This is a genomic window from Leptospira sarikeiensis, from assembly GCF_004769615.1.
In the GTDB taxonomy this organism is placed as follows: Bacteria; Spirochaetota; Leptospiria; order Leptospirales; family Leptospiraceae; genus Leptospira_B; species Leptospira_B sarikeiensis.
In genome coordinates, this window is record NZ_RQGF01000011.1 from 1 (window position 1) to 23,732 (window position 23,732).

The following is a 23,732-nucleotide window of genomic DNA, read 5'->3' on the forward strand; positions in this document are numbered from 1 at the left end:
AATTTAAATCACATATCTTTGGTTTTTCGCAACCATTATTCTATACTTAGAAACACGGCACGCAAAGGCGCGAAGAATAAGAAGATCATTATCTAAAAGGAAAAAATTTATTTAATCAAAACGAAAATTGAGAATATAATAAAGAAGAATCTTTTTCCCTTCGCGCCTTTGCGTGCCGTGTTTCTAAGTATAGAATAATGGTTGCGAAAAACCAAAGATATGTGATTTAAATTGGATCGAATGAGAGTAAAAGATGAGTAAGACCAATCCGAAGGTGGATGAATTCTTAAATAACGCAGAAAGATGGGGAAAGGAGCTTAAAAAACTCCGAACAATTCTCCTGGATGCTGGATTGACAGAAGAATTAAAATGGAGCTCTCCTTGTTATTCATTCCAAAAGAAGAATATAGCGATCATAGGAGAACTAAAAGAATACTGTGTTCTCAGTTTTTTCAAAGGAGCCTTATTAAAAGACCCAAAGGGGATCCTTCAAAAACCGGGAGAGAATACAAGGTCGGCTAAGATCATCCCGTTCACAAGTGTTTCCGAAATAAATAAGATCGAGCCGGTTATCAAATCCTATATCCAAGAAGCCATCGAAGTGGAAAAGTCCGGCTTAAAAGTGGATTTTAAAAAAGACCGAAACCCGATCCCGGAAGAATTACAAAAGAAGATGGATAAGGAGCCAAAATTCAAAAAGGCTTTCGAAGCTTTAACTCCTGGAAGACAGAGAGGTTATATTCTACACTTTTCAGCACCTAAACAATCTTTAACAAGGGAATCTAGAATTGAGAAATGCAAAGAGAAAATCCTGAAAGGAAAAGGACTGAATGATTGGTAGAAGAAATAGGTTTCCTACAATAAAGGTCTTCAATTCTCCAAAAATAAACCGTATAAAGAAGATATTTAGCAATATTTCTATCTCTGTGTTCTCAGTGAACTCTGTGTTCTCAGTGAACTCTGTGTTCTCAGTGAACTCTGTGTGAACTCAAAGAGTAATAAATTTCGCAGGGAGCCCAGAGAGGGTTTGATTTTTAAGGTTCTAATACTTGAGAGCAGCAACAAGGTCCTTCTCTGTCCTGCCCAATCGACTTGACCATTGCCCAATCCTTTGTTCAATAAAACATATAAATTGTATGTTATAACATACAAAGTTCTTTCCATTCTTCAAAAGGCTCCAAGGATTCAACCCAATCGGTAGGAGAATATTTATGGCAAATACTGTATTTGAAAGCAAAGCATCTTGGGCAGGTGGACTCAAATTGAATCTTCAGTCCAGAGATCATAAATGGGTTGTAGATGAACCTCAAGCATTGGGCGGAACAGATCAGGGACCAAATCCCGTAGAACTTGTGTTAGGTGGACTTGCAAGTTGTGTCGGAGTACTCGTTTCTTTATATGCACCAGCTCATAAAGTGGAATTAAAAGACTTCCAAGTGTTTGTAGAAGGGGATTTGGACCTGGATGGATTTCAGGAACTTGCACCTGTTCGCCCTGGATTCTCACAAATCAGATATAGAGTGGATATTCAAACGGATTCTCCTAAAGAAAACGTAGACTCACTCTTACAACATATCGAAAGAATCTGCCCTGTGAAGGATACATTATCCGGCGTTGGAGTATTCTCTAAAAATTCCAATCCGTCAGTTGCAGCCTAAAGAAAAAACTCCGGGCCGTGTCTTTCTGATCTCGGTCCGGAAATTTCTTTAATCCTTCAAAGTTTCCCCTTTAAAAGAACACCTAGTTGTAATATTCCAGTCATCCGCTTGTTGTAGATAGTACGTAAGCTCTTAGATGTTAAATTTTTTGACATAATATGGTAAGGAAATCCCGGTTTCAGGACGAAACTAATTAAGGAACCGGCGGGTCTTACCTTCCAAGACGAAAAAAGGAGGTTTCGAATGTTTCAATCCGAAAGAGAGAAAAACGAAAAAAGCCAATTCCAATCTTCAGGACCGATCCTGGTTAGAAAAGAATTCTATCGTTCCGAATCTGCAAACTACTCTTCCAAAAAAGCGGAGAGTAAGAATGAAAAGATGATCAGACTTAAACCGGATCTATACGACAAATAGATCCTTCTACAAAATTTCCGAAAGCCTACCCAAGACCAGATCGTTCTGCTCAGGTCTTCCGATCGTGATCCTCAAAGCATTCAATCCGTAACTTTTCAAATTCCTTAATATGATCCCTTCTTTCAGAAGTGTTTCGAAAGTTTGGGTGGAATTCAGTTTTGCTGAATCCAATTTGATCGTGATAAAATTCGCAAAAGATTCGAAGTAGAAAAAACCTTTTTCTTTCGCGAAGTTCTCGTATCTCGACATTTCATTTAGATTGGACTTCAGATAATTTTCCACAAATTCCCGATCTGAAAGAGCTGTAGTCGCAGCCAGTTGGGAAAGTTGTGAAACGTTAAAAGGAGGTCTGAGCTTATAAAAAGCTCGGATCATTTCTTCCGATCCGATCCCATACCCGATCCTCATTCCACCCAATCCATAAATTTTAGAAAATGTATTCGTATACAATACATTCGGGAATTTAGAGATCAACTCTGAGGCAGGAACTTCTTTCTTTAGATCTCTTGTTTTTCCGAATTCCATATAGGCGGCGTCTACGACTACCATTGTGTCCGGAGAGATCTTTTCTAAAAATGAATACAGATCCGATTTATCTAATGCATCTCCAATCGGATTACAAGGAGTGCAGATGAATATGATCTTAGGAGAATGTTTTTTGTATAAATCTAAAAATTGGTTTAGATCATGTGTTTCGGACTCTGTGTGGATTGTTTCCGCACCGCATTGTCCCGCGTAGATCGTATACATGGAGAATGTTTTGCCGTTTTGTAGGATCTTATCCCCGGGATTCAAAACGGATCTGGTAGCAAAATCGAAGATCTGATCACTACCATTTCCTTGTATTACGTTTTTTGCATCTACTCCATGGTTCTTTGCAAGAGCTTCCTTTAGGGCCCTATACGAATCGTCAGGATACAACGGCATCTTATACACCGCGTCTTTGACGACCTGTGAAACCTTGGGAGATACCCCATACGGATTTTCGTTAGAAGCGAGTTTTACTACTTTGTCCGGAGAAATTCCGTATTCTCGTACTACTAATTCGATCGGTTTTCCGGCTTCGTAGGCCGGGATTTTGTCTAAGGCGGGTTGAAAACGCATCTCTCTCCAGAAAAAATCGGGCTTAGGATTCTTCCAATCGTTTTTGTTCTACGAGCCTTTGGTATAAACTCTGGAAGTCCCTGAAAAAATGGGATTCGCTCAAAGCGTATTCCGTTACGATCCTTCTGGTTTCTTCCTGGCCGAGTAAGGCTCTATCGGATGCGAGCATTTTGGCTCCACCATCTAAAAGTAGATCCCTAAAATAATGATTATTGAATATGTTTGGAGTTTCCGTAAAAGATCCCTTGGAATGCCAACCTAATGTATGAACCCCTAAGAGTAGGACAGTATCTCTTACTGAAAATTCCATCATAGAGAAATAATCCAAAGAGTCTTTTATGTTTGGACTATCTACAGGCATAAGCATTCTTCCGCTCGGATAGTTTGAATCCTGTCTTCCTGGAAGAATATGTACCAGAGGGCCTCCCGCTTTTTGAATAGCTAAGGCCCCAGAGAGAGCGACCATATCCGAAAAGGAAGGAACTCCTACTCTTCCTTCTTTTTCCATCTCTTCTCTCAAATGGATAATTGTTTCTAATTGTTTATGGATCCCGCGATTATGTTCGTCGTTTAAGATACTTGGAAAACGGATCGAACCTTCTAATCCTAACCATTCTCCGTCCGCAGAGAATATGGAAGCCGCGTGGAATACCATACGTAACCATGCTCCCGCTTCTGTAGGATCTATTTTATCCCAGATCCTGTATCTGGTTTCTTCCCAAACGCTTCCTTCACAATTGGATTTGGTCCCGAGCACTTCATGGACACGATAGTTCCCGGTTTTACCTTTTAACTTTGTTTCGAAACTTCTTCCTTTCTGGATCCTTTCCTGAACGGACTCATACACTTTTTGTGAAATAAGGATTTTTGCTCCTGCTTTTTTGGTAGTTGTCTCTATTCTACTCGCGGAGTTTACAGTATCTCCGATCGCGGTGAATGACATGCTTAAAGGATGTCCTAACTTTCCAAGGATCGCAGTTCCGTAATTGATCCCGATCCCTATTTCGAATTCGGAACCCAAATGGTTTTGCAAATATTGGTTTAGGCTTTCGAGTTCTCCTCTCATTTCGAGAGCGGAGCGGATTGCATTCAGATTAGTTCGAACAGGATCCGGATCATCTAAACCGAAGATCGCCATGAGTCCATCTCCGATATACTTATCTATCATTCCTCCATACTTCAGGACCTTGTCTCCCATTCTATAGAAGTAGCGGTTCAAAATATGGATCACGTCGTATGGAAGATGTTTTTCAGAAAAACTTGTAAAACCTCTAATATCGCTGAATAAGATCGCAACAGGTCTTTCTATCCCGGAAATAAAATCTGAAAAAGTGGAGGCTAATGTTTGGTCCGCTTCATCGATCACTAATCTGCGGATCACTATATCCCCATTCGTTTTTGTTTGGCAGGCAAGTCTAACGTTGTCCGGAAAACCTTTCTTTTGCGCAAGTGCGGTTTCTTTTTCATTCCTAGGCAGAAGATATTCATCTCCATCTTGAACGATAATCCTACAAGTAGAGCAGCGTGCGTTACCCCCACATGCGTGTATATGAGGGATCCCCGCATCTAAGGAAATTTGTAATAGGGACTTGCTTGAATCGGAAGGTTCTATGAATACTTCTTTGTCATTCTCGAAAATAATTTTTATCATAAATCTGGGAGATCTTTCGGGCTATTTACCTGATCCGCGGTTCTTGGTTTTTGTTCTTTTTTCGTTTGTCTGAAAAATAGGACGAGACTACATTTAGGACCGTTCTATACATTCGTTCAGAATAAAAATATTCGGCCTCGCGGTCCGGATATTCTTTTTTTTGCGTCTAATACCAAGTCCTCCCGAGTATCCGATAGTGAATGCCCAAGAAAATGGATCTTCCGAAGAATTGCCGAAGAGATCGGTAATTTTATGCGTCGATGACGAGCTCATCATATTACGGGGATTAAAGGAACAATTAAAGTCCGCCTTCGGCAAAGAATACCAAATCGAAGCTGCTGATAGCGCCGAACTCGCTCTACAGATAGTGGATGAGTGCAATCAGGCGGGCATTCATATTCCTGCAATATTAAGCGACCAGGTAATGCCCGGGATTAGAGGAGATGAGTTCCTTATCCAGGTACAGGAAACAAATCCGAACACAAGAAAGATCATGCTTACCGGTCAGGCAACTGCAGAGTCTGTGGGAAATGCGTTAAATAGAGCCAACCTTTACAGATATCTTTCTAAACCCTGGGACTCTAACGATCTACTGATGACTGTAAAAGAAGCGGTCCGTTCCTACGAGTCGGATATCTCTCTTTCAGAATTGAATAAAAAGTTAGAAGATGCATTATTATATAATCGAGACTCAGGTCTTCCGAATTTGGAATCACTTCGTAGAAGATTGGATGCTGCTTCTCAAGAAAAAGATGATTCACTGATCGCTCTTATTCGGATCGAATCCACTTCTCTTACTACCAGGGACTTCGGAGTTTCGTTGTATAAAGATTTAATGAAGAAGTTTTTGGACTCCATGAAATCTATTCTCGGAAACTACGGAGAGATCTTTCATGTATACGAAGACGAGGTAGCGATCCTTTCCAAAGTGCCGGAAGAGGAGTTCCTGCCTCATCTGATCGCATTTAGGATCCTACTTCGTTCCGATTATTTTACTGCTTCCGGTATCTCTTTTAGGATCAATGCGACGATTGCGACCGCCAGTGGCAAAAAAGATCTATATTATAAGGCAAGGCTTGCTCTTGTAAAAGCAAGTCAGGAGCCTGAATTCGATTCTGAATCCGGGATTTATTCTTATTCTGAGAAAATGGACGATCAGGATCTGTACAAGATCAATATGGATCTTGGCAAAAGACTGAACCAGGCAATCCACTCCGGAAATGTTGTCCCTTACTTTCAAGGGATCATGGATAATCAAACAGGCAAGGTGGAAAAATTCGAATGCCTTGCAAGGATCGTAGAAGATGGGAAGGTATATGCTCCCGCGAGTTTCTTATATTTGGCAAAATCTACGGGACTTCTGAGAAGGATCAGTCCGATCCTATTTGAGAAAGCTCTTCGAAAATTTGCAGATTCTACGTATTCTTTTTCTATCAATCTTTCAGAAACCGAATTGGAGAGTCCCAGTTTTCCGAAATGGGCTTCTTCTAGAATGGAGTATTACGGGATCAATGCTTCAAGGGTTACGTTCGAAATTTTAGAGACAGCGAGCTTTCATGGAAATCCGGAACGTTTGAAAGTGATCGCCGGATTAAAAGAGCTAGGATCAAAGATAGCGATCGACGATTTTGGAGTGGAGCATTCGAATTTCTCGCGTTTGTTGGAGATCCAACCGGACTTCATCAAGATAGACGGTAAATTCATTCAATCTTTGGAAAGGAATCGAACCGCATTCATTCTAACTTCCGCAATTACGGAACTTGCTCATAGGATCGGAGCGAAGGTGGTAGCAGAATTTGTTTCTACTCCGGAAGAATTGAAGGTAGTACGTTCTCTCGGTATAGAATATTCTCAGGGCTATCTGATCATGCAGCCTTCGCCGGATATTACACCAATCTCGATAAAAATTATTGAATAGGTACTTTGGTCTATTTTTTTCAGGATCTCCTGAAACTCATTCTTTCCCGGAATAAAGTCGAAAATTTGTTGCAAAGAGAATTTACGGTGTAACTATCCTTGTTTTGCTCCGGATTTTGGTCGGGGTTTTGTACTTTTTTGTTCGTCTAATTTACAGGTTGGTACCGGGGGAGCGGTGGAAAAAGCGATTCTTTTTGTTGATGATGAAGCGCTCATTTTGATGAGTATGAAGTCCCAAGTCAAAAGACATCTGGGAGATACTTATCGTTATGAGACTGCGCTTGATGCGTCCGAGGCGATGCAAATCATCGAGGAATTAGTGACCGAAGGGGTCAAAATTCTAATCGTAATTTCGGATTGGCTGATGCCGAATATTAAAGGAGATGAATTTTTAAGGATCGTTCATCAAAGATATCCCGAGATCCAAAAAATTATCATCACTGGCCACGCTGACATTGCATCTGTCGAAGCTCTTAAGAAAGAGATCAATTTATACAGCTACTTGAAAAAGCCTTGGGATGAAAAAGAATTAGTAACCACAATTACATCAGCCCTTAAATAAATAGGGGGGCATATGAGCCTTCGGACGCGCTTCTCTTTATACTGCGCCGCTGTTCTATTTACTTTTTCAGTTCTGCTTACCCTTCTGGTAGCGGTTTCCGCATATTACGATTCTAAAGTTTCTTCCCAAGAAGCTGCATTTGCTAAGGCAGAAACAGCATCCTTTGAGATCCGTAAAATTTTTTCAGACGCAATTTCCAAAGTAGGAGAAGCAAAAACTCGCTGGGAATTGACTCATCCTTCTCGAGCCTCCGTCGAAAAAGATTTAGTAGATCTGTTCCAGAATGATAAAAAGTTCCTAGGTGCAGGAGCTGTATTCGAACCGAATCTTTTTGATGGAAGAGATTCATCTTTTATAGGAAGAAAAGGTTCGAATGCAAACGGTAGGTTCGTTCCATACTTTCATAGAAGTATTAAGGACCAGGATAAGATCAGTTTAGAAGAAAGTGTATATTACGATAATACCGACGAGAGTGGGAACTATTATCAGATCCCTAAGGCGACTCTGCATGATTATGTAGGAGAACCTTATATGTATCCTTTGGAAGGTGTGAACGTATTCATGATATCACTCATACGTCCAATCATTCGTAATGGAAGGTTTATAGGGATCGTTGGATTGGATCTGAAACTTTCGGATCTAGAGGCTGAAATTTTTTCCAAAAGACCTTTCGGAGGAGGATTTCTTTCCTTAATTTCTCCCGGAGGAAAATACGCAGTCCATGGTTCTAAAGGGATCTTACAAGGTAAGAACGTAGGTCCTCCGGAGGTAAGAGAATCAATCCAAAAATCATTAGCGAGCGGTCAGCCTTTCTTCTATCCCGTAGATAGTGGGAACTCCTACATCTTCCCTTTCAGTATGGGAAGTTATAGTAAGAACTGGGCGATAGAAGTTTTCGTACCGGATTCTTTCTTATGGAATGATCTTGGTCCGATCATTCTAAGAAGTCTTTTGATCACCTTCGCGCTTTTACCAGTATGTTTGTATTTTATAGATCGTTTCTTCTGCAAATACGTTTCGGAAGGTCTTTCTTCTGCGGCATCCTTTGCGGATTCTTTAGGTGCAGGGAATTATACTACTCAAATCCCATCCAGGGATATTAAGGACGAGATCCATCATCTTTTTCTCTCTTTGGAAAATATGAAGGAAAAACTACTACTCGCGATCGACCAACAGATCCGTTCCGAAAAGATCCTGAGAGAATCTGCGGAAATTTCCTCTAGGAATGAGATCATCCGACTTCAAAAGGAAGAATTGGAAATCACTCTGGGAGAATTAAAAACTGCACAAGAAACATTACTCCGTAATGAACGATTGGCCGCGATCGGAAGGATCTCGGGTGCAGTAAGTCATCAGATCAATAACCCCCTCGGAGCCATCGGTGCATCCAGAGAAAATATTTCCTATTATGTTAAAAGGATCACCTCTCTTCTGCCATTTCTTCTGACATATCTAAACGAAACGGATGAGGATGAAAGAAATGCATTTAATGAAACTTTCCAAAGAATATTAGGGAACAATAAAGAACTAATCGGTAAAAAATTCAGAGAGACCAGACATTCTATAGAAGCGTTTTTGAAACGCCAGAATGTTGAAAATGCGGGAGATAAGGCCGCGGTAGTCGCAGAACTCGGCTTTCCGGACTGCCCCGATTTTCTATTGAAATTATGTATATGTAATGAATGGAATCGTATCTCCGAATTTTTAATGGCCGTAAGAGGGCTTGAGATATCGGAAGAAGTGATCCATAGATCTACTGATCGAATGTACAAGATCGTTTCTGCATTAGAAACCTATTCCGGGATCACAAGAGAAGATTCCGAAAGATCCGTTAAAATTTCGGATACTATGGAAGCCGTACTTGGAGTGTATGAAGGTGCTGGCGGAAATCGTGTCATAGTAGAACGAAATTATATTTCCGAAGCCAGAATGAAATGTGTCCCCGAGGATCTGGTGAGACTTTGGACACAAATTGTTGACAATGCATACCAGGCCATGTCCGGGGAAGGAAAGCTTAGTATCCGGATTTACGATAGCGAATCCAAGGTTGTATGTGAAGTGGAAGATAGCGGTCCCGGAATTCCGAAAGATATCCGAGAGAAACTGGGAGAAGTCCTTTCTTCCGGAAAAATGGAAGGGGAGGGCGCAGGCATTGGCCTTGCCGTCGCAGCATCCATTTCTAAAAAATATGAAGGAAGTTGGAACTGGGAAAGCGAACCAGGTTGCACGATCTTTCGTTTTTCTTTTCCTAGGTTGGAATAAATTCCAGACGAAATAAGATCCTTTTTTGGATCAAAAAAAATTTATGTATCTTAATTTCTAAGACTTTCTTTTTTCACAAAAATATAAAACTAGCTTGTGAGGGAAGAAGCCTCGAATAACAATTTCGTTTCGCTGTAAAATTCTTTCCAGGCCTTCCCATGAGTATCCGATATAGAATTTCCCTTTATTTGTCGGTCGTTCTTTTGACCGGATCTTTCGTACTTGCAGGTATCAATTCTTTCTCCTCTTATTTCGGTTTAAAAAACCAAGTCGCAGCCGGTTCTTCTATGGCCGGAAAAAGATACGAGTATGAGATCTCCAATTTTTTAAATTCAATTTTAGGATCATTGAGAGGGTTTCAATTCATTCTGGAAACTTCTACCCCAACTAGGACCGAAGGGATTGCAGCTTTAAAAAAATTAGCCGAAACGGATCAGAACTTATTCGGGACTTGGGTATTATATGAACCGAATGCTTTCGATGGGCAGGACGCAAGATATAAGAATACTCCATATCATGATTCGAGTGGTAGATTTATTCCATACTGGAACCGCGCTACTGGGGATCTAAAGATCACTTTTGCTGAATCATACGATGTAGATGATATTACAAGTTTCTACTATAGGATCCCTAAAAAAACTCATAAGGATTTTATTTCCGATCCTTATGTTTATTCCGTGAGCGGTAAAGAGATCTTAATGGTTTCTATGGTGAAACCAATCCTTAAGAATGATAAGTTCGTGGGAACAGTCGGAACGGATATCTCCATGGCAAAACTTCAGGAGCTTTTGGGACCGATCCGACCATTTAGGGGAGAAGGTTATTTGGCGTTGGTTTCGCCTGACGGGATTTATGCGGCAAACGGTGGAGATCCGAGCTTGGTTGGAAAACCGATCCCGGAGGAAGAAGTTCGCTCCAAAGTAAAAGAACTAAGTGCTAAGGGAGAAGAATTCCAGATCGCAGGCTCCGGACACACTAGATACTTTTTTCCCTTTGTATTAGGAAATTATGATAAGAGTTGGGCAGTAGAAGTCTCGATCCCTGATTCGATCTTCTGGTCAGATATGAGAGGAGTGATCTTACAGACGATCTTGTCCTCTCTTGTGATCATGGTAGTGATCCTGCTCATTCTGAATCTGATCTTCAATCGATTGATAACCTCCGGACTTTTGGAAGCGATCGGTTTTTCAGAGAAGATTGCAGATGGAGATTTGACTTCTTCCATTGAGATTGGAAGAGAAGATGAGATCGGTAAACTTCTAAAATCTATGGATTCAATGAAGGGAAATCTTTCTAAGATCATCTTAGATATCAAGACCTCTTCTACCAAATTGAATTCTACCTCGGATAAGATGGCAGAATCGAGTCGTAATTTTTCGGATGTGGCCCAGGCACAAGCATCCGCAGCAGAAGAATCTTCAGCCGCAGTAGAAGAACTTGCAGCCTCAGCAGAGAATGTTCGTAGATCGATGGAGAAGGCCATCGAAAATATGAAAGAGATCGATACGAACGTTGTACTTTTGCGCGAGCAAATCGGAACGATCAATAATGAAATGCAAACCTTGTCACAAGTAGCTTCTGAATCTCAGGAAAGAGCAGTGACTGGTGAGAATGCGATGGGTGCGACCAATCAAGCGATGGATGAGATAGGGGAGAGTGCGAGCCGTATTAACGAGATTCTTTCTATCATTACAGAAATTTCTGAGAAAACAAATCTACTCGCATTGAATGCAGCGATAGAAGCAGCTAGAGCTGGAGAAGCAGGAAAAGGGTTTGCAGTCGTAGCAGAAGAGATCAGTAAACTTGCATCTCAGACTTCGAGTTCAGTCCAAGAGATCGGAGAACTTGTAGAATCTACCAACAATGCGGTTCATAACGGAAACACTAAGGTAAAGGAAGCGAGTGATATACTTCGTAAACTAAGGACCAGTGTGGATTCATTCGGATTATCTGCGAAGAAGGTGCTGGATTCTGTTCGTACCCAAGAGAAGAACACCCAAGACATTCATCAATCTGCGAATTTCTTAATGAGTTTCAGTTTACAGATTGAAGAGGCGGTCCAGGAGCAAAAGAGGGCAACGGATGAGATCACGAAAACAATCGTTAGTATCTCGGAAGGAACTCAGGAAGTAGCGAGTGGAGCAGATGATTTGACTTCTTACTCCGGAGAGATGCACCAACAATCCGAGGGACTCTTAAGATCTGTGGATAAGTTCAAACTTTAAGGGTTCGCACAGAGTTTTGGATTTGTGGGAGGGGAGTCCCTATAGAAAGAACTTCTCAGTGAACTCCGTGGTCTTTCATTCTAGATCTTTGCTTCTATGAATGGTAGTAAGATACGGAAAGTTGTGTGTCCTGGGACCGTTTCTACTTCTATCTTTCCTTCATGTCTTTCCACGATCTTTTTAACTATGTCTAAGCCGAGGCCACTTCCTTCTCCCGGAAGTTTTGTAGTGAAGAATGGTTGGAAAATTTTATCCATGATATTCTCAGGGATGCCTGGACCACTGTCTGTGATCTCCACTGCTACCATATCTGCTTTCTGATAGAGTTTGATCGTGATATCCCCCCTGAATTCCATTGCTTGGAGAGAATTATAGATCAGGTTTGTCCAAACATGAATTAGGTCGTCCGGATAACATAATATTTTTGGAATATTCTCATATTCTTTCGAGATGTTGATTCCTTTTTTAAGCTGGTTTTGATAGATCGTTAAAACAGTTTCGATATTCTCCGAAATAGAGGCAGGGATCTTTTCAGAAGTAGTATCGAAGTGGGAAAAATTCTTCAATGCATAGAGGATTTTAGAAACTCGGTCCACTGCGATTTGGATCGTATTCGTGTTGGAGAAGAAGAATGCTTCCAAGGTGGAGTATTCTAATAATATGTTTGCTCTTTCACAGATGAGGAATGGGATCGCAACTTTTGGCAATTCCCTAAATCCCATATCCACTAATGCTTCTGCAAACGAGTATTGGGACGATATATTCAGTTCTTGTAATTGAGAGACAATATTCTTTTTGGCGTTTCTCTCTTCCATCCCAGCCAATTGTTCTTTTGGTTGTCTTACCAAGACTAAAAATTCCCGGAAGGATAACATTTGATCCGAGTTCATTCCGGTTAATACGTTTTGCACATCTGGTAAAATTGTTTGAAAACGGATCAAACATTCCTGAAGGTTTTGGTTGGAAGCCTGCACCGCTCCGATCGGGTTGTTGATCTCATGGGCAACTCCGGCAATTAACTGACCTAAGGCGGCCATTTTTTCGGATTGGATCAATTGCGCCTGAGCTTTTTTAAGATTTTCTAATGTTTCCTGCAGTTCGTTTTTCTGCATTTCGATGAGTCTATTCCTAACGGAGATCTCGTCGTTGATTACTTTTAGTTCTTCCACTTCTTGGATGGCAGAAGTATCCAATAAACTGATCGCTGCAACATAAGACTCTCTTTCGGTATAAAAATGAACGCTTCCGATTGCGGAGAATACCTGCCCATTCCATCGGATCGCACGCAGCTCTAAATTTTCCGAACTTTCGAAAGAGCGGATCCTGGCATGAAGTGTGGCCCAAGAATCCGGAGTGAATAATGAGATCGGGGAAACGGAATGTAGATCTTTTTGAGTGAAGCCGAATATCCGTAGAAAAGCTGGATTCGTATCTAGAATTCCTTCTGTTCTTGGATCCAAAAAGATAATTGCTTCGTTTGCAAATCTATAGAATGTCTGAAATCTTGCCTCGCTTGCTTTTAGTTTTTCTTCCGATTTTTTTCTATCGGTGATGTCTGCGAGTATTCCTGCCATTCTTCCTGGGATATTTTTTGAATTTCGATAAACCTGTCCTTTTACTTCCAACCAGTGGATGGTCCCGTCTGGATGGAATACTCTATATTCCAGATTGATATCGTTCTCTTTTCCTAAAAAACTATTTCGTACAGACTGGCGTATCAAACTTTGATCATCAGGATGAACTAGATCCATAAAAACGGATGTATTACTTTCAAAATCTTTTAAGTCGATCCCGAAAATGGATGCAGTATCGGAGGACCAATGTGCGGTTCTGTCTTTTAAGTTCCAACTCCAAGTTCCCATCTTGGACGCATTTAAAGCTAGTCTAAGCCTCTCCTCAGATTCCATTAACGCTCTTTGCGCATTTCTTCTTTCGGTGATATCTGCCATTGCACCTAGTAGGCGATTATTCTCGGATTTCTGGTTTTTTAAAATGACTCCTTTGTCTTCTACGATAATATAATTCCCGTCTTTTTTTAAGAATCTATACTCTGCGGAGAAATTTCCCCCGGTCTTTCTTGCTGTCTTGATCCCTTCTTTGACCTTATCTCTATCTTCCGGATGAATAAATTGGATACGCAATTCTTCATCCACATGATTAAATTCCTGGAAAGTGTATCCTGTGATCTCCTCGATCGCTCCTGCCCAAGTGATCTTTCCAGAAGGAAGATCATAATCGTATACGAGTTGTCCTGTCTGTTCTGCGACTTTTCTATATCTTTCTTCGCTTTGTTTTAAAGCTCTTTCTGCAAGTAAAGATTCAGTAATATCTAATACTAGAAAAACTAAGTTTTTGATCTTTCCGGAGCTGTCTTTGATCGGAGCTCCGTTGATGGATAAATATTTTTTATTTCCGAGATGATCTTCTATTGCATGTCTTACGTCGTACACTGGCTGGCCAGTCGTAAGAACTCTTACGAACGGTTGATCCGCGGAAGTCCATTCTCCTCCGTCGATCGCGGTCGCTTTCCATTCGGGCGCATTGTATTTCCTTCTTTGGATTTGATCTAAGGTCAACCCGAGTACTTTTTCTGCAGAAGGGTTTGCGTAGGAAATTTCGCCGTTAGGATTTAATACTGTGATCGCTGCAACGGAGGTCCGCATAATTTCAGAAAGTAAGTCCCTTTCTGCGATCAGTTCGCTATGTTTTCTTTTTCTTTCGATCGCGTTAGTGAGAGTTTCGCCGATCGCTTTTAAATTCGCGATCTCGAATTCTCCGAACCTTAAATTGAGTTCTTGGATCGGGGTCTCGGAAGTCATCCCTAAGCCGCCGATTACTTGTCCTTCGAATGTAAGAGGGACAGCGATCAAGAATTGCACATGTAACTCGTTCATTCGTTGTCGAATCTGAGGGTCTGTGAAATCTTTTCGCTCTATAGTAAGTATCTCTCCTGCTAAAATATTCTTTGTAAGGAAATTATTTAGGTCGATCGGACTTTCAGGGAGCCAACTTGGTTCTTGGTTTTTTGCCTCAGGAACCACGTATTCATATACTAAGGTCCTGGTCAGTTGTTCCATATCATACAGAACCAGGTTCCCCCTGGACATTTTGAAAACCTTAGTGATCTTTTTGACTGCATTCGCAATCGCATCTTCTATTTCTAATATAGGTCTATTTATCAGTTCTGTGGAAATAGAAGAGGTAAGTCTCTCTATATTACGTTTTTCTTCTTCTTCTTTTTCTCTTTCTTTTTCATCCGAGATATCTTGGACGGTTCCTAAAAGTTTGATCACCTTTCCGTCCGAATCTTTTATAAAATCCGTGCGGTTTAATAGATATTTTTCTCTTCCTTCCGGAGTTACCGATCTATATTCTATATCGGTCGCGACACCTTCTTTTACGGATTTAGTAAAATGAGTAGAGATCTTTTCCCTATCTTCCGGATGGATCCTATCCATCGATGTTAGATCCAAAGGAATATCGGATTCTAAGATCTGATATAAACCTTCGGAAGCGGTGATCTTTCCGGAAGGGATATCATATTCCCAACTTCCTATTTTAGCCGTTTTTTGGGCTCTATCTAAGAATAATTTCGTTTCTCTGAGTTCGTCTTCGATTTGTTTTTGTTCGGAAATATCTATGTGGATCCCGATCATTCTTACCGGAGTCCCGTCCGCATTTTTTTCCGCGATCTTTCCTCGGGTTAGGATCCATTTATAACTTCCGTCCTTACATTTTAAACGGAATACGGTGGAATATGTGGAAACATCTCCCCGAGTATAACTTTGCCACGCGGTATTGGTCTTTTCTCTATCTTCCGGATGAAGGCTTTCATTCCAAAATTCGTATGTAGGAACAACTTCTCCTAAACGATATCCGATCATCTTGAGCCAGTTCTCATCTACATGATGTTCGTTTGTCGTAATATTATAATCCCATATTCCTAGATTAGCTCCTTGCACCGCGAGGTCCAAAGTCCTTTCTTTTTCTTCTAGGATCTTTGCGGTTTCCCTTTTTTCGGTAATGTCGATATGTATTCCTAACGCACGGACAGGATTCCCTTCTTTATCTTTTTCCCAGACTTTTCCTCTAGATCGGATCCATTTCCAAGTTCCGTCCTTGCATAACATTCTAAAATCGGTTTCAAAAAGTTCCGCTCTACCTTCTATATGCTCTTTTAATCTTTCTACGATAGAAGGGCGATCATCCGGATGGATCTTGGATCTCCAAAATTCTGAAGTAGTTTCAAACTCTTCCAGAGTGTATCCAAGAATTTCTGCGCATTTTTCATTCGGAGTGATGATCCCATTCGGAATATTCCAATCCCAAAATCCTAGGTCCGCACTTTTTATAACGAGATCTAATTGTTCTTCTCTACTTTTTAAAAGATCTTCTGCAGCAAGTTCTCTACTTAGATCGAATATATTTCCGCGGATAAGATTGTCCGATCCCGGGATTTTCACTAGATGTATTTCGCAAGGAATAATTCTTTTTTCTCTATTACAATGATCCCACTTGAAAAACTGCGGGCCTTCTTGAATTGCTAGAGACATTTTTTCGAGGGCGAGAGATTTGGATTTCTGTTCGCCGGACTGAAATTCAGGAGAAATGTCGGCAGGTCCTAATTGTAAAAGTTCTTCTCTGGTATAACCGAAAAGAGTTTCTGCAGTGGAGTTGACTTCTTCGAAAATCCCTGTTCGGTAGTTAACAATTGTTATAGCTGAGGGGGAGTAATCGAGTAGGGTCCTTAAGAGACGGTTATCCAATTCGGAGCGAGATAGTTTTTCGATCCTTCCTTCGAGTTCAGCGATTTTTTTGTACGCTTCTTTTAACTCTGCTTGGGAATCCTTACCGTTCTTTTTTTTATTTTTAGAATCCACTCTCTATTTAATAGAAAGTGAAAAGCTTCGTTTGAAAACAAAAAATAAGAGTTAGGGTAGGTTTTCATTCGACCTTTGTTGTGATTTTGTGGAAAGAGTAAGGCAAAAAATGCCCTTGGTTCTTTCCAAAGCAAGCTAAACGTTATCAATTCGAAACATTCTAAACGTTATAAGAAATAAATTAACCGATTCTCTTGGATCGAAAATTTTTTGGATGACGAAGAGCCAAAAATATCCGATTCTTCTCGTCTTTCTAAGAGATTCTCGCCTCCGAAGAAGATCTATCTATGTACTCGGGCTTGGATCAAGAGAGAGGGTTTGCCCACCCATTATATTGGAGAGACTATTATGTTCCCTGGACATTGGCCGAAGCGTCTTTTTGCCTATTTGGTAGGACTGTTTGTTTTTTTAGGATCCGGAGAATTATTCTCTGCGGATTTCGTACGTTTAAAGAACGGACAGGTGGTTCGAGGTAAGATCATCTTAGAAGATGAAGAAAAAGTTTTGATAGCAGAGAACGACGAGTATGTTCGCTTCTTGGATAAGGATCTGGTCGCTCAGGTCAGTTATGAAAAAGGAAAACAAAATGTAGGAACTCCTACATTAGATAAAAAGGGGACACCTCAGAAAGTATCGGATGTACCTCAAGGTCATGTGGAAACTGGCCCTCCGAATATGTATGGGCCAAGTCCAGGATCCAGTAATGGGAATGGAGCGGATACTTCTATAGAAGTGATCCATGAGGTGGTCACGGACTTTATTTGGCGGGGACTTAGTTTCTCCGGAGAGATCGCAAATCGTAGGGATAATGAAAGTTATAGGGCTATGACTGTAGTTCCCTCGTATCAACCTACTGTGACTTTTAATACTCCTTTGAAAGGATTTCAAGTTCAGTTTTGGGGAAATTTCCAGCTAACGGATCGGAATGATCGGGATAATGACGGAAGATTTCAATTATATCCTGGAGGCCCCGGGCCTGCATATCCTGGCCAAGGATCTTCTGGTTCTTTGAGTCCTTTCTCTGCACCTTCTCCGGACACTTTAAACTCTGCGTGTCCGTACGATACTCAAAACAATTTTATGGCGGGAAATCCAACCACAGGATCTACTTGCGGTGGGGATGTTCCCGGTTTCAAAAAAGAACAGAATGGTATGAAACGTTCGGACGGACTCTTCTACGCCTTCTATTATAACTTTGAAAAAACAAGTTGGGGAACTTTCACTGCGGGAATTTGGTTCTATAATACTTTTCAAAAAAGTTCCGCGTATCTTTCTCCCGCATTAGGAGGATTTAATTCTCCTGCTGCTCAAGGAGTTTCAGGCGCGAATAATCCTTCTACTCAGATCACACGTTTAGCTTGGCAGGAATATTTCTTCTTTTGGAAATTGCCTTTCTTGCAATGGGTAAACCCTACCATTTCATTTTATACACAGTTCTCACAAGAGAATGCGGGCTTAATGGCAGGTAAAAATTATCTTTCATTAACGATGGGACACGAGTTTTTCGAAGGCAATTTTTTTAGAATACTTCCTCAGGTTAACGTAGGTTATGCGATGAGTAATAATATCGTGGATAATAGATACGGGATCCAGGACGTGACCTCTACGATTACTTTCTTCTTTGGTAAGTTTTTCGTGAAGGCCGCGGATGTTTGGAGACCTAATTTATATATGTACGATACTGATAACTATTACGGAGCTACCGGAGGTTATGTGAATAGTACTTCTAAGGATGGTAGGATCGTGGATCCAGGCAAAGTTAACGGACCTGCAAACCAGTTGGTATTGGATTTTATCAACACTTCTACAACTATACCGGACCAATTAAGGCAATCCGTCAGAGAATCTTATCTGCTCCAAAAGATCCCTGCACATTTGGTTTGGTTCAGTGTAGGTTTCAGTCAAAACTTTTAGATAAAATATAAGGAATAGTTAAAATGAGCATTCGATTTAGAATTTCACTTTATTTATCAGTGGTTCTACTTTCAGGTTCAATCATACTTACTGCGATAAATTCTCTCGGTTCCTACTTCAGCCTGAAATATCAGGTAGAAGACGGATCTAAAATGGCCGGAGAAAGATTTGCATACGAGGTAAAAGATTTTCTGGATACCTCCTTAGGCGCGTTAAGAGGAATGCAATATTTACTCGAGACTGCTAGACCAGGTAGAGAAGAAGTAGTTAAAGCGCTTTGGAAATTGGTAGAATCAAACCAATATTATTTTGGAACATGGGTAGTATTCGAACCCGACGGTTTCGATGGACCGGACCAAAAATATAAGAATAAGCTACCGTATCATGATAAGACAGGTAGATTTGTACCTTATATAAATAAATCGAAGGGTGCAGTGATCGCAGAGCCAGTCATCTATTATGAAAACACGGATGATTCGGGTGCATTTTATGTGATCCCTAAGGGAACTCTTCATGATTTTATCGCGGACCCGTTTTCTTATCCTGTAGGAGGAAAGGACGTTCTTATGGTTTCACTCGTGAAGCCTGTAATGCGAAACGGAAAGTTTGCCGGGGTTGTAGGAACAGATCTCGCAATGGAGAATATTCAGGCACTTTTAGGTCCGATCCGTCCTTTTAGAGGAGAAGGATATTTAACTCTGATCTCTCCGAACGGGACTTACGCTGCCAACGGAAAAGATCCATCCTTAGTGGGTAAAAAACATCCGGATCCTGAATGGTTAAAACAGATCACGGAAGGAATGGCGACTGGAAAACCTTTCTCTCTTCATGGCGGGGGAGAGGGTCATCACTTTTTCCCATTTGTATTAGGAAATTATGATAAGAGTTGGGCAGTAGAAGTCTCGATCCCTGATTCGATCTTCTGGTCAGATATGAGAGGAGTGATCTTACAGACGATTTTGTCCTCTCTTGTGATTATGGTAGTGATCCTGCTCATTCTGAATCTGATCTTCAATCGATTGATAACCTCCGGACTTTTGGAAGCGATCGGTTTTTCAGAGAAGATTGCAGATGGAGATTTGACTTCTTCCATTGAGATTGGAAGAGAAGATGAGATTGGTAAACTTCTAAAATCTATGGATTCTATGAAGGGAAATCTTTCTAAGATCATCCAGGATATCAAGACTTCTTCTACCAAACTGAATTCCACCTCGGATAAGATGGCAGAGTCGAGTCGTAACTTCTCAGACGTTGCCCAGGCCCAAGCATCCGCAGCAGAAGAATCTTCAGCAGCAGTAGAAGAACTTGCAGCATCTGCAGAGAATGTGCGTAGATCGATGGAGAAAGCCATCGAAAATATGAAAGAGATCGATACGAACGTTGTACTTTTGCGTGAACAAATTGGAACGATCAATAATGAAATGCAAACCTTATCCCAGGTAGCTTCTGAATCCCAGGACAGAGCTTTAACTGGTGAGAATGCTATGGGTGCAACCAATCAAGCGATGGATGAGATTGGAGAGAGTGCGAGTCGTATCAACGAAATTCTTTCTATCATTACAGAGATTTCTGAGAAAACCAATCTACTTGCATTGAATGCGGCGATAGAGGCAGCTAGAGCTGGGGAAGCAGGAAAAGGATTTGCAGTCGTAGCAGAAGAGATCAGTAAACTTGCATCTCAGACATCCAGTTCAGTCCAAGAGATCGGAGAACTTGTAGAATCCACCAATAATGCGGTCCATAACGGAAACACTAAGGTAAAAGAAGCCAGTGATATACTTCGTAAGCTCAGGACCAGTGTGGATTCGTTTGGATTATCTGCGAAGAAGGTATTGGATTCAGTTCGCACCCAAGAGAAGAACACCCAAGACATTCATCAATCTGCGAATTTCTTAATGAGTTTCAGTTTACAGATTGAAGAGGCGGTCCAAGAGCAGAAGAGGGCAACGGATGAGATCACGAAGACAATCGTGAGTATCTCGGAAGGAACCCAGGAAGTTGCGAGTGGAGCGGATGATTTGACTTCTTACTCCGGAGAGATGCACCAACAATCGGAAGGACTCTTGAGATCCGTGGATAAGTTCAAACTTTAAGGGTTCGCACAGAGTTCACTGAGAACACAGAGTTTTGGATTTGTGGGAGTTCCGATAGAAAGAACTCCTCCGTGAACTCCGTGGTCTCCGTGCGAAATATGAATCATGGACGGATGATTCTTTCTATAATCTTCCTTTGCTTTAACAAGGAATCCTTTCGGATCCCGTTTTCCATTTTATAAATAGATTTATTATTTTCTAATATTTCCAGCTCCCAAGCTTTTTTGTCTAAGATTACATGTACATAGGAAACAAAGGAATCCGCAAAAAAATCATCTGCGTTTGTGGCGGAATATAACGTAGGGAACGGGGTTTCTGCTAAGACCGGATAGATTTGTTTCCAATTAGGATCCAAGGCAAAAGACTCTGAGTAAAATCTGAGTTTTGGCCTTAGGCTAAAAATATTTTCATCCAAATAGCTAACCTTTTCAGATTTCCAAACTTCTTTATAAAAATCAAAATTGGCAAAGGATCTTTTAGAAGCAAAGAAGCTCGGCCCTATTTTTTCGGTCTCGGAAAGTATATGTCCGAATTCATGCAATAGTATATAGCGAAGCGCATTTGTCTGAGTGTTTTGTTCTTCGGATTCTATCTTAATTTTTATCTTGAGCGATCCTTTTTGAAATGTGGAACTTTCTTTATAACTGATCCATTCGTTTGCTTTTCTGTTTAATGTATTCGCGTCTAAAATTACGAATCCGCCGATAGGATTGTCTGAATCTCGAACGATCCCAGAAACTGCGCTTCCCCCTAAATTCTCACAAACATAGATCCGGATCAATTTTTTCAGTAAAAGAGATCGCACCGGGTCTTCAAAAGAATTGAGAGCTTGGGCTAAAACGGATCTGAATTTTTCGAAATCGTTTACTTGACTAGGTGACTCGTCGAATCCGTCGATCCGGTTCAACTCATTAATATAGTTTTTAGATTCCTCATCTAAATTGAAGATCCTGGATATTAAAACATTCTGTTCCAAGCCGACATAGTATTCCGATTGGGAGAGAGCAGTTTTTGTTAGGACAGGAGCGTATGGATTCGGATCTCCTACTTCTTTGCAAGAATAGAAAGTTTCAAAAATAAGAATGAATAAGACAAACAATCGACATATTTCGGACTTGGGCTTGTATTTAGCTTCGAAAATCATACGGCATTGAGTCTCTAAAACTTGAGTTCGATCGAAAAGTATTTTTCTTTGCAATGCAAAAAATCGAACAGAGAAGGAAAGGGATATTGATTTGCATTTCATAGGCCCTTTGTAAGATTTGTGCCTGTCTCTCATGAAGACCGGCATCCTTTTTTATAACACTTGGATCTCTCCTGGCGATTTACGTAGGAACACAATCCTGTTTTATGCGGCGGCTCTATTTCTTTATGGAACTTCCGTCTTTTCGGATGTTACCAATCCATGGGAACTCCATTGGGATGAAAGGATATTGAATCGTAAGGATGTGATTCATATCGTATTAGAGACAAGACCTGGCGGATTTCGCTTAACTTTACTTGTTAATGAAAGATTTCCGTACAACTATAAATCCAAATCTTCTCCTTTCTATTATTCAAATATTAAGGATGCAAAAGAAGGATTGGAACTGGCGGAAAAATTGGATCGGTATTTAAAATCCGGTTTTAATATGAAAATCCGATTTTACGGATCTGAAATTCACGAATTAATATTAGATGAATCAATCCAATAAAAAAGCGAACGGCATACTAAACCCTTGGTCTTTCCTGGAAACTGAGTTTAATTATAGGGAAGTCAGTGCTTGGAAGGATTTTGTTCGAATAGACCAATCCTTTATCAGGCTTGCATTCGTCCTACATTTCCTGGTTTATTTTTTACTTTTGATCCCGGAAATCCGGAACTCGCCTAGAGGGATCATATATTTCGGATTTATTCTAAGCCTAAACATACTCAGCATTGTTCTCTCCTTCCAAAGGAAATATCTTCCTACAGTAATACACGGTACCAATTGTACGATCACCTTTTTGGTGATGCTTGTATTGAACGAATCATTCTATACATTCGATGATCTGCATAGTTTACAATTGTATAATAACTATTTCTTGCTCGTCGGCTTTTTAGTATTATTTCAAATGTTCCGCTTAAAGGTAAAGGGTTGCCTTTTAACCGCGGTTTATTCGATCGTTTTACATTTAGGCTTTATTTACTTTAAGTTGAAGGACGGGCCTCTTCCCGGATTCCCATTAGTTTTATTAGTTCCGGATGTTGTATATCTGATCTTAAGTTTGATCGGTACAACGATCGTAGTGATCGTTCGTAGACTCGTGCGTATTTCTTCGGAATTGGACTCAGAGTATAGATTCTTACAGCACGAACTTCAGATCGCAAGAAAAGTGCAAGAGACCTTATTCCCGGAAGATATCAGTATCAAAGGATTTAAATACGAGGTATTTCGTTCTACACCAAACGAGATCGGCGGAGACTTTTACGATTTTATTCAATTGAGGGAAGGGAACACCGGAGTATTCTTAACCGATATCGCAGGACATGGGATCGCGTCCGCGTTAGTTGCTTCCTTTATTAAGATCATGGTAGCGACCATGCCTTATCGTTTAAAATTGCATCCGGTCAGATTATTGGAATATTTAGACGAGACCTTGCTTAGGCAGTTCAAGTCCCACCATGCTTCCGCGGTTTATATTTTCTTCGATTTTATATCTAAAGAGATCCACTTCGCTAACGGCGGACATCCCTATTTAATGCATTCTCAAAACGGGAATGACTTTAGGGAAATTGAAACTACCGGAAGTATCCTGGGTTTTGGGATCAAAAGACCGATCGCAGAGCTTGTTTCCTTGCCTATAGCTTCCGGAGAAAGGTTGTTTTTATATACTGACGGTCTCATCGAGAATCGAAATCCGCAAGGAAAACAGCTTGGAAGCGAAGGCCTGATTGAAATATTGAACAGAAATAAGTCATTCGAAGATTTGAAACAGTTTAAGGATGCCGTGCAGGCGGAATTGTCTAACTTTTTCGGAGATGCTGAATTCGAAGACGACACACTTTTTTTGATCATCGAGATGGAGTGAA

General features: G+C 40.7%; 15 protein-coding genes. 11 read left to right on the forward strand and 4 right to left on the reverse strand.

Annotated features, from left to right (window positions below):
- The first annotated feature begins 253 nt into the window (after nt 1-253).
- The 3 genes from EHQ64_RS04135 (at nt 254) to EHQ64_RS20150 (ending at nt 2,072) form a co-directional block, all read left to right on the forward strand.
- The gene (locus EHQ64_RS04135) at nt 254-841 is read left to right on the forward strand and encodes a YdeI/OmpD-associated family protein (RefSeq protein WP_135648251.1); all 588 of its coding nucleotides are present in this window, start codon (nt 254-256) and stop codon (nt 839-841) included.
- Nucleotides 842-1,211: 370 nt separating this feature from the next.
- Entirely contained in the window at nt 1,212-1,658 is a 447-nt protein-coding gene (locus EHQ64_RS04140; RefSeq protein ID WP_135648252.1) for an OsmC family protein, read from the forward strand.
- A gap of 243 nt (nt 1,659-1,901) precedes the next feature.
- Nucleotides 1,902-2,072 (forward strand): hypothetical protein, encoded by a 171-nt coding sequence (locus tag EHQ64_RS20150; RefSeq protein ID WP_167882350.1) that lies wholly within the window; start codon nt 1,902-1,904, stop codon nt 2,070-2,072.
- A gap of 6 nt (nt 2,073-2,078) precedes the next feature.
- Here the strand turns inward: EHQ64_RS20150 and hisC are convergent, their stop codons facing one another.
- Together hisC and EHQ64_RS04150 are read right to left on the reverse strand one after the other, a co-directional pair.
- Nucleotides 2,079-3,176, reverse strand: a complete 1,098-nt coding sequence (hisC, locus tag EHQ64_RS04145) for a histidinol-phosphate transaminase (protein ID WP_135648253.1) — start codon at nt 3,174-3,176, stop codon at nt 2,079-2,081.
- 22 nt (nt 3,177-3,198) lie between these two features.
- On the reverse strand, nt 3,199-4,827 hold the full coding sequence (locus EHQ64_RS04150; RefSeq protein ID WP_135648254.1) for a peroxidase family protein: 1,629 nt from the start codon (nt 4,825-4,827) through the stop codon (nt 3,199-3,201).
- Nucleotides 4,828-5,023: 196 nt separating this feature from the next.
- Between EHQ64_RS04150 and EHQ64_RS04155 the strand changes: the two genes are divergently transcribed.
- From EHQ64_RS04155 to EHQ64_RS04170, 4 genes are all read left to right on the forward strand, one after another.
- On the forward strand, nt 5,024-6,745 hold the full coding sequence (locus EHQ64_RS04155; protein WP_135648286.1) for an EAL domain-containing protein: 1,722 nt from the start codon (nt 5,024-5,026) through the stop codon (nt 6,743-6,745).
- A gap of 174 nt (nt 6,746-6,919) precedes the next feature.
- Nucleotides 6,920-7,306: a response regulator gene (locus EHQ64_RS04160; protein ID WP_008597002.1), complete on the forward strand. Its 387-nt coding sequence runs from the start codon at nt 6,920-6,922 to the stop codon at nt 7,304-7,306.
- A gap of 12 nt (nt 7,307-7,318) precedes the next feature.
- The gene (locus tag EHQ64_RS04165; RefSeq protein ID WP_135648255.1) at nt 7,319-9,568 is read left to right on the forward strand and encodes an ATP-binding protein; all 2,250 of its coding nucleotides are present in this window, start codon (nt 7,319-7,321) and stop codon (nt 9,566-9,568) included.
- 158 nt (nt 9,569-9,726) lie between these two features.
- A complete protein-coding gene (locus EHQ64_RS04170; RefSeq protein WP_135648256.1) occupies nt 9,727-11,793 on the forward strand; it encodes a methyl-accepting chemotaxis protein in 2,067 nt (688 codons plus the stop codon).
- An 80-nt stretch (nt 11,794-11,873) separates the two neighbouring features.
- On the opposite strand, the gene EHQ64_RS04175 is transcribed toward EHQ64_RS04170, so the two are convergent.
- Entirely contained in the window at nt 11,874-16,673 is a 4,800-nt protein-coding gene (locus tag EHQ64_RS04175; protein ID WP_135648257.1) for a PAS domain-containing protein, read from the reverse strand.
- Nucleotides 16,674-17,021: 348 nt separating this feature from the next.
- On the opposite strand from EHQ64_RS04175, the gene EHQ64_RS04180 reads away from it, so the two are divergent.
- Nucleotides 17,022-18,587, forward strand: coding sequence for an LA_0442/LA_0875 N-terminal domain-containing protein (locus EHQ64_RS04180; RefSeq protein WP_246048586.1), 1,566 nt, complete (start codon nt 17,022-17,024; stop codon nt 18,585-18,587).
- Between the two features lie 23 nt (nt 18,588-18,610).
- The gene (locus EHQ64_RS04185; RefSeq protein WP_135648258.1) at nt 18,611-20,680 is read left to right on the forward strand and encodes a methyl-accepting chemotaxis protein; all 2,070 of its coding nucleotides are present in this window, start codon (nt 18,611-18,613) and stop codon (nt 20,678-20,680) included.
- 103 nt (nt 20,681-20,783) lie between these two features.
- Here EHQ64_RS04185 and EHQ64_RS04190 read toward each other — a convergent pair whose 3' ends face one another.
- Nucleotides 20,784-21,779 (reverse strand): hypothetical protein, encoded by a 996-nt coding sequence (locus tag EHQ64_RS04190; protein ID WP_246048587.1) that lies wholly within the window; start codon nt 21,777-21,779, stop codon nt 20,784-20,786.
- A 178-nt stretch (nt 21,780-21,957) separates the two neighbouring features.
- On the opposite strand from EHQ64_RS04190, the gene EHQ64_RS04195 reads away from it, so the two are divergent.
- The gene (locus tag EHQ64_RS04195) at nt 21,958-22,374 is read left to right on the forward strand and encodes a hypothetical protein (protein WP_246048588.1); all 417 of its coding nucleotides are present in this window, start codon (nt 21,958-21,960) and stop codon (nt 22,372-22,374) included.
- Nucleotides 22,358-23,731, forward strand: a complete 1,374-nt coding sequence (locus EHQ64_RS04200; protein WP_135648259.1) for a PP2C family protein-serine/threonine phosphatase — start codon at nt 22,358-22,360, stop codon at nt 23,729-23,731. The genes EHQ64_RS04195 and EHQ64_RS04200 overlap by 17 nt, the downstream gene beginning before the upstream one ends.
- Nucleotide 23,732 lies beyond the last annotated feature (1 nt).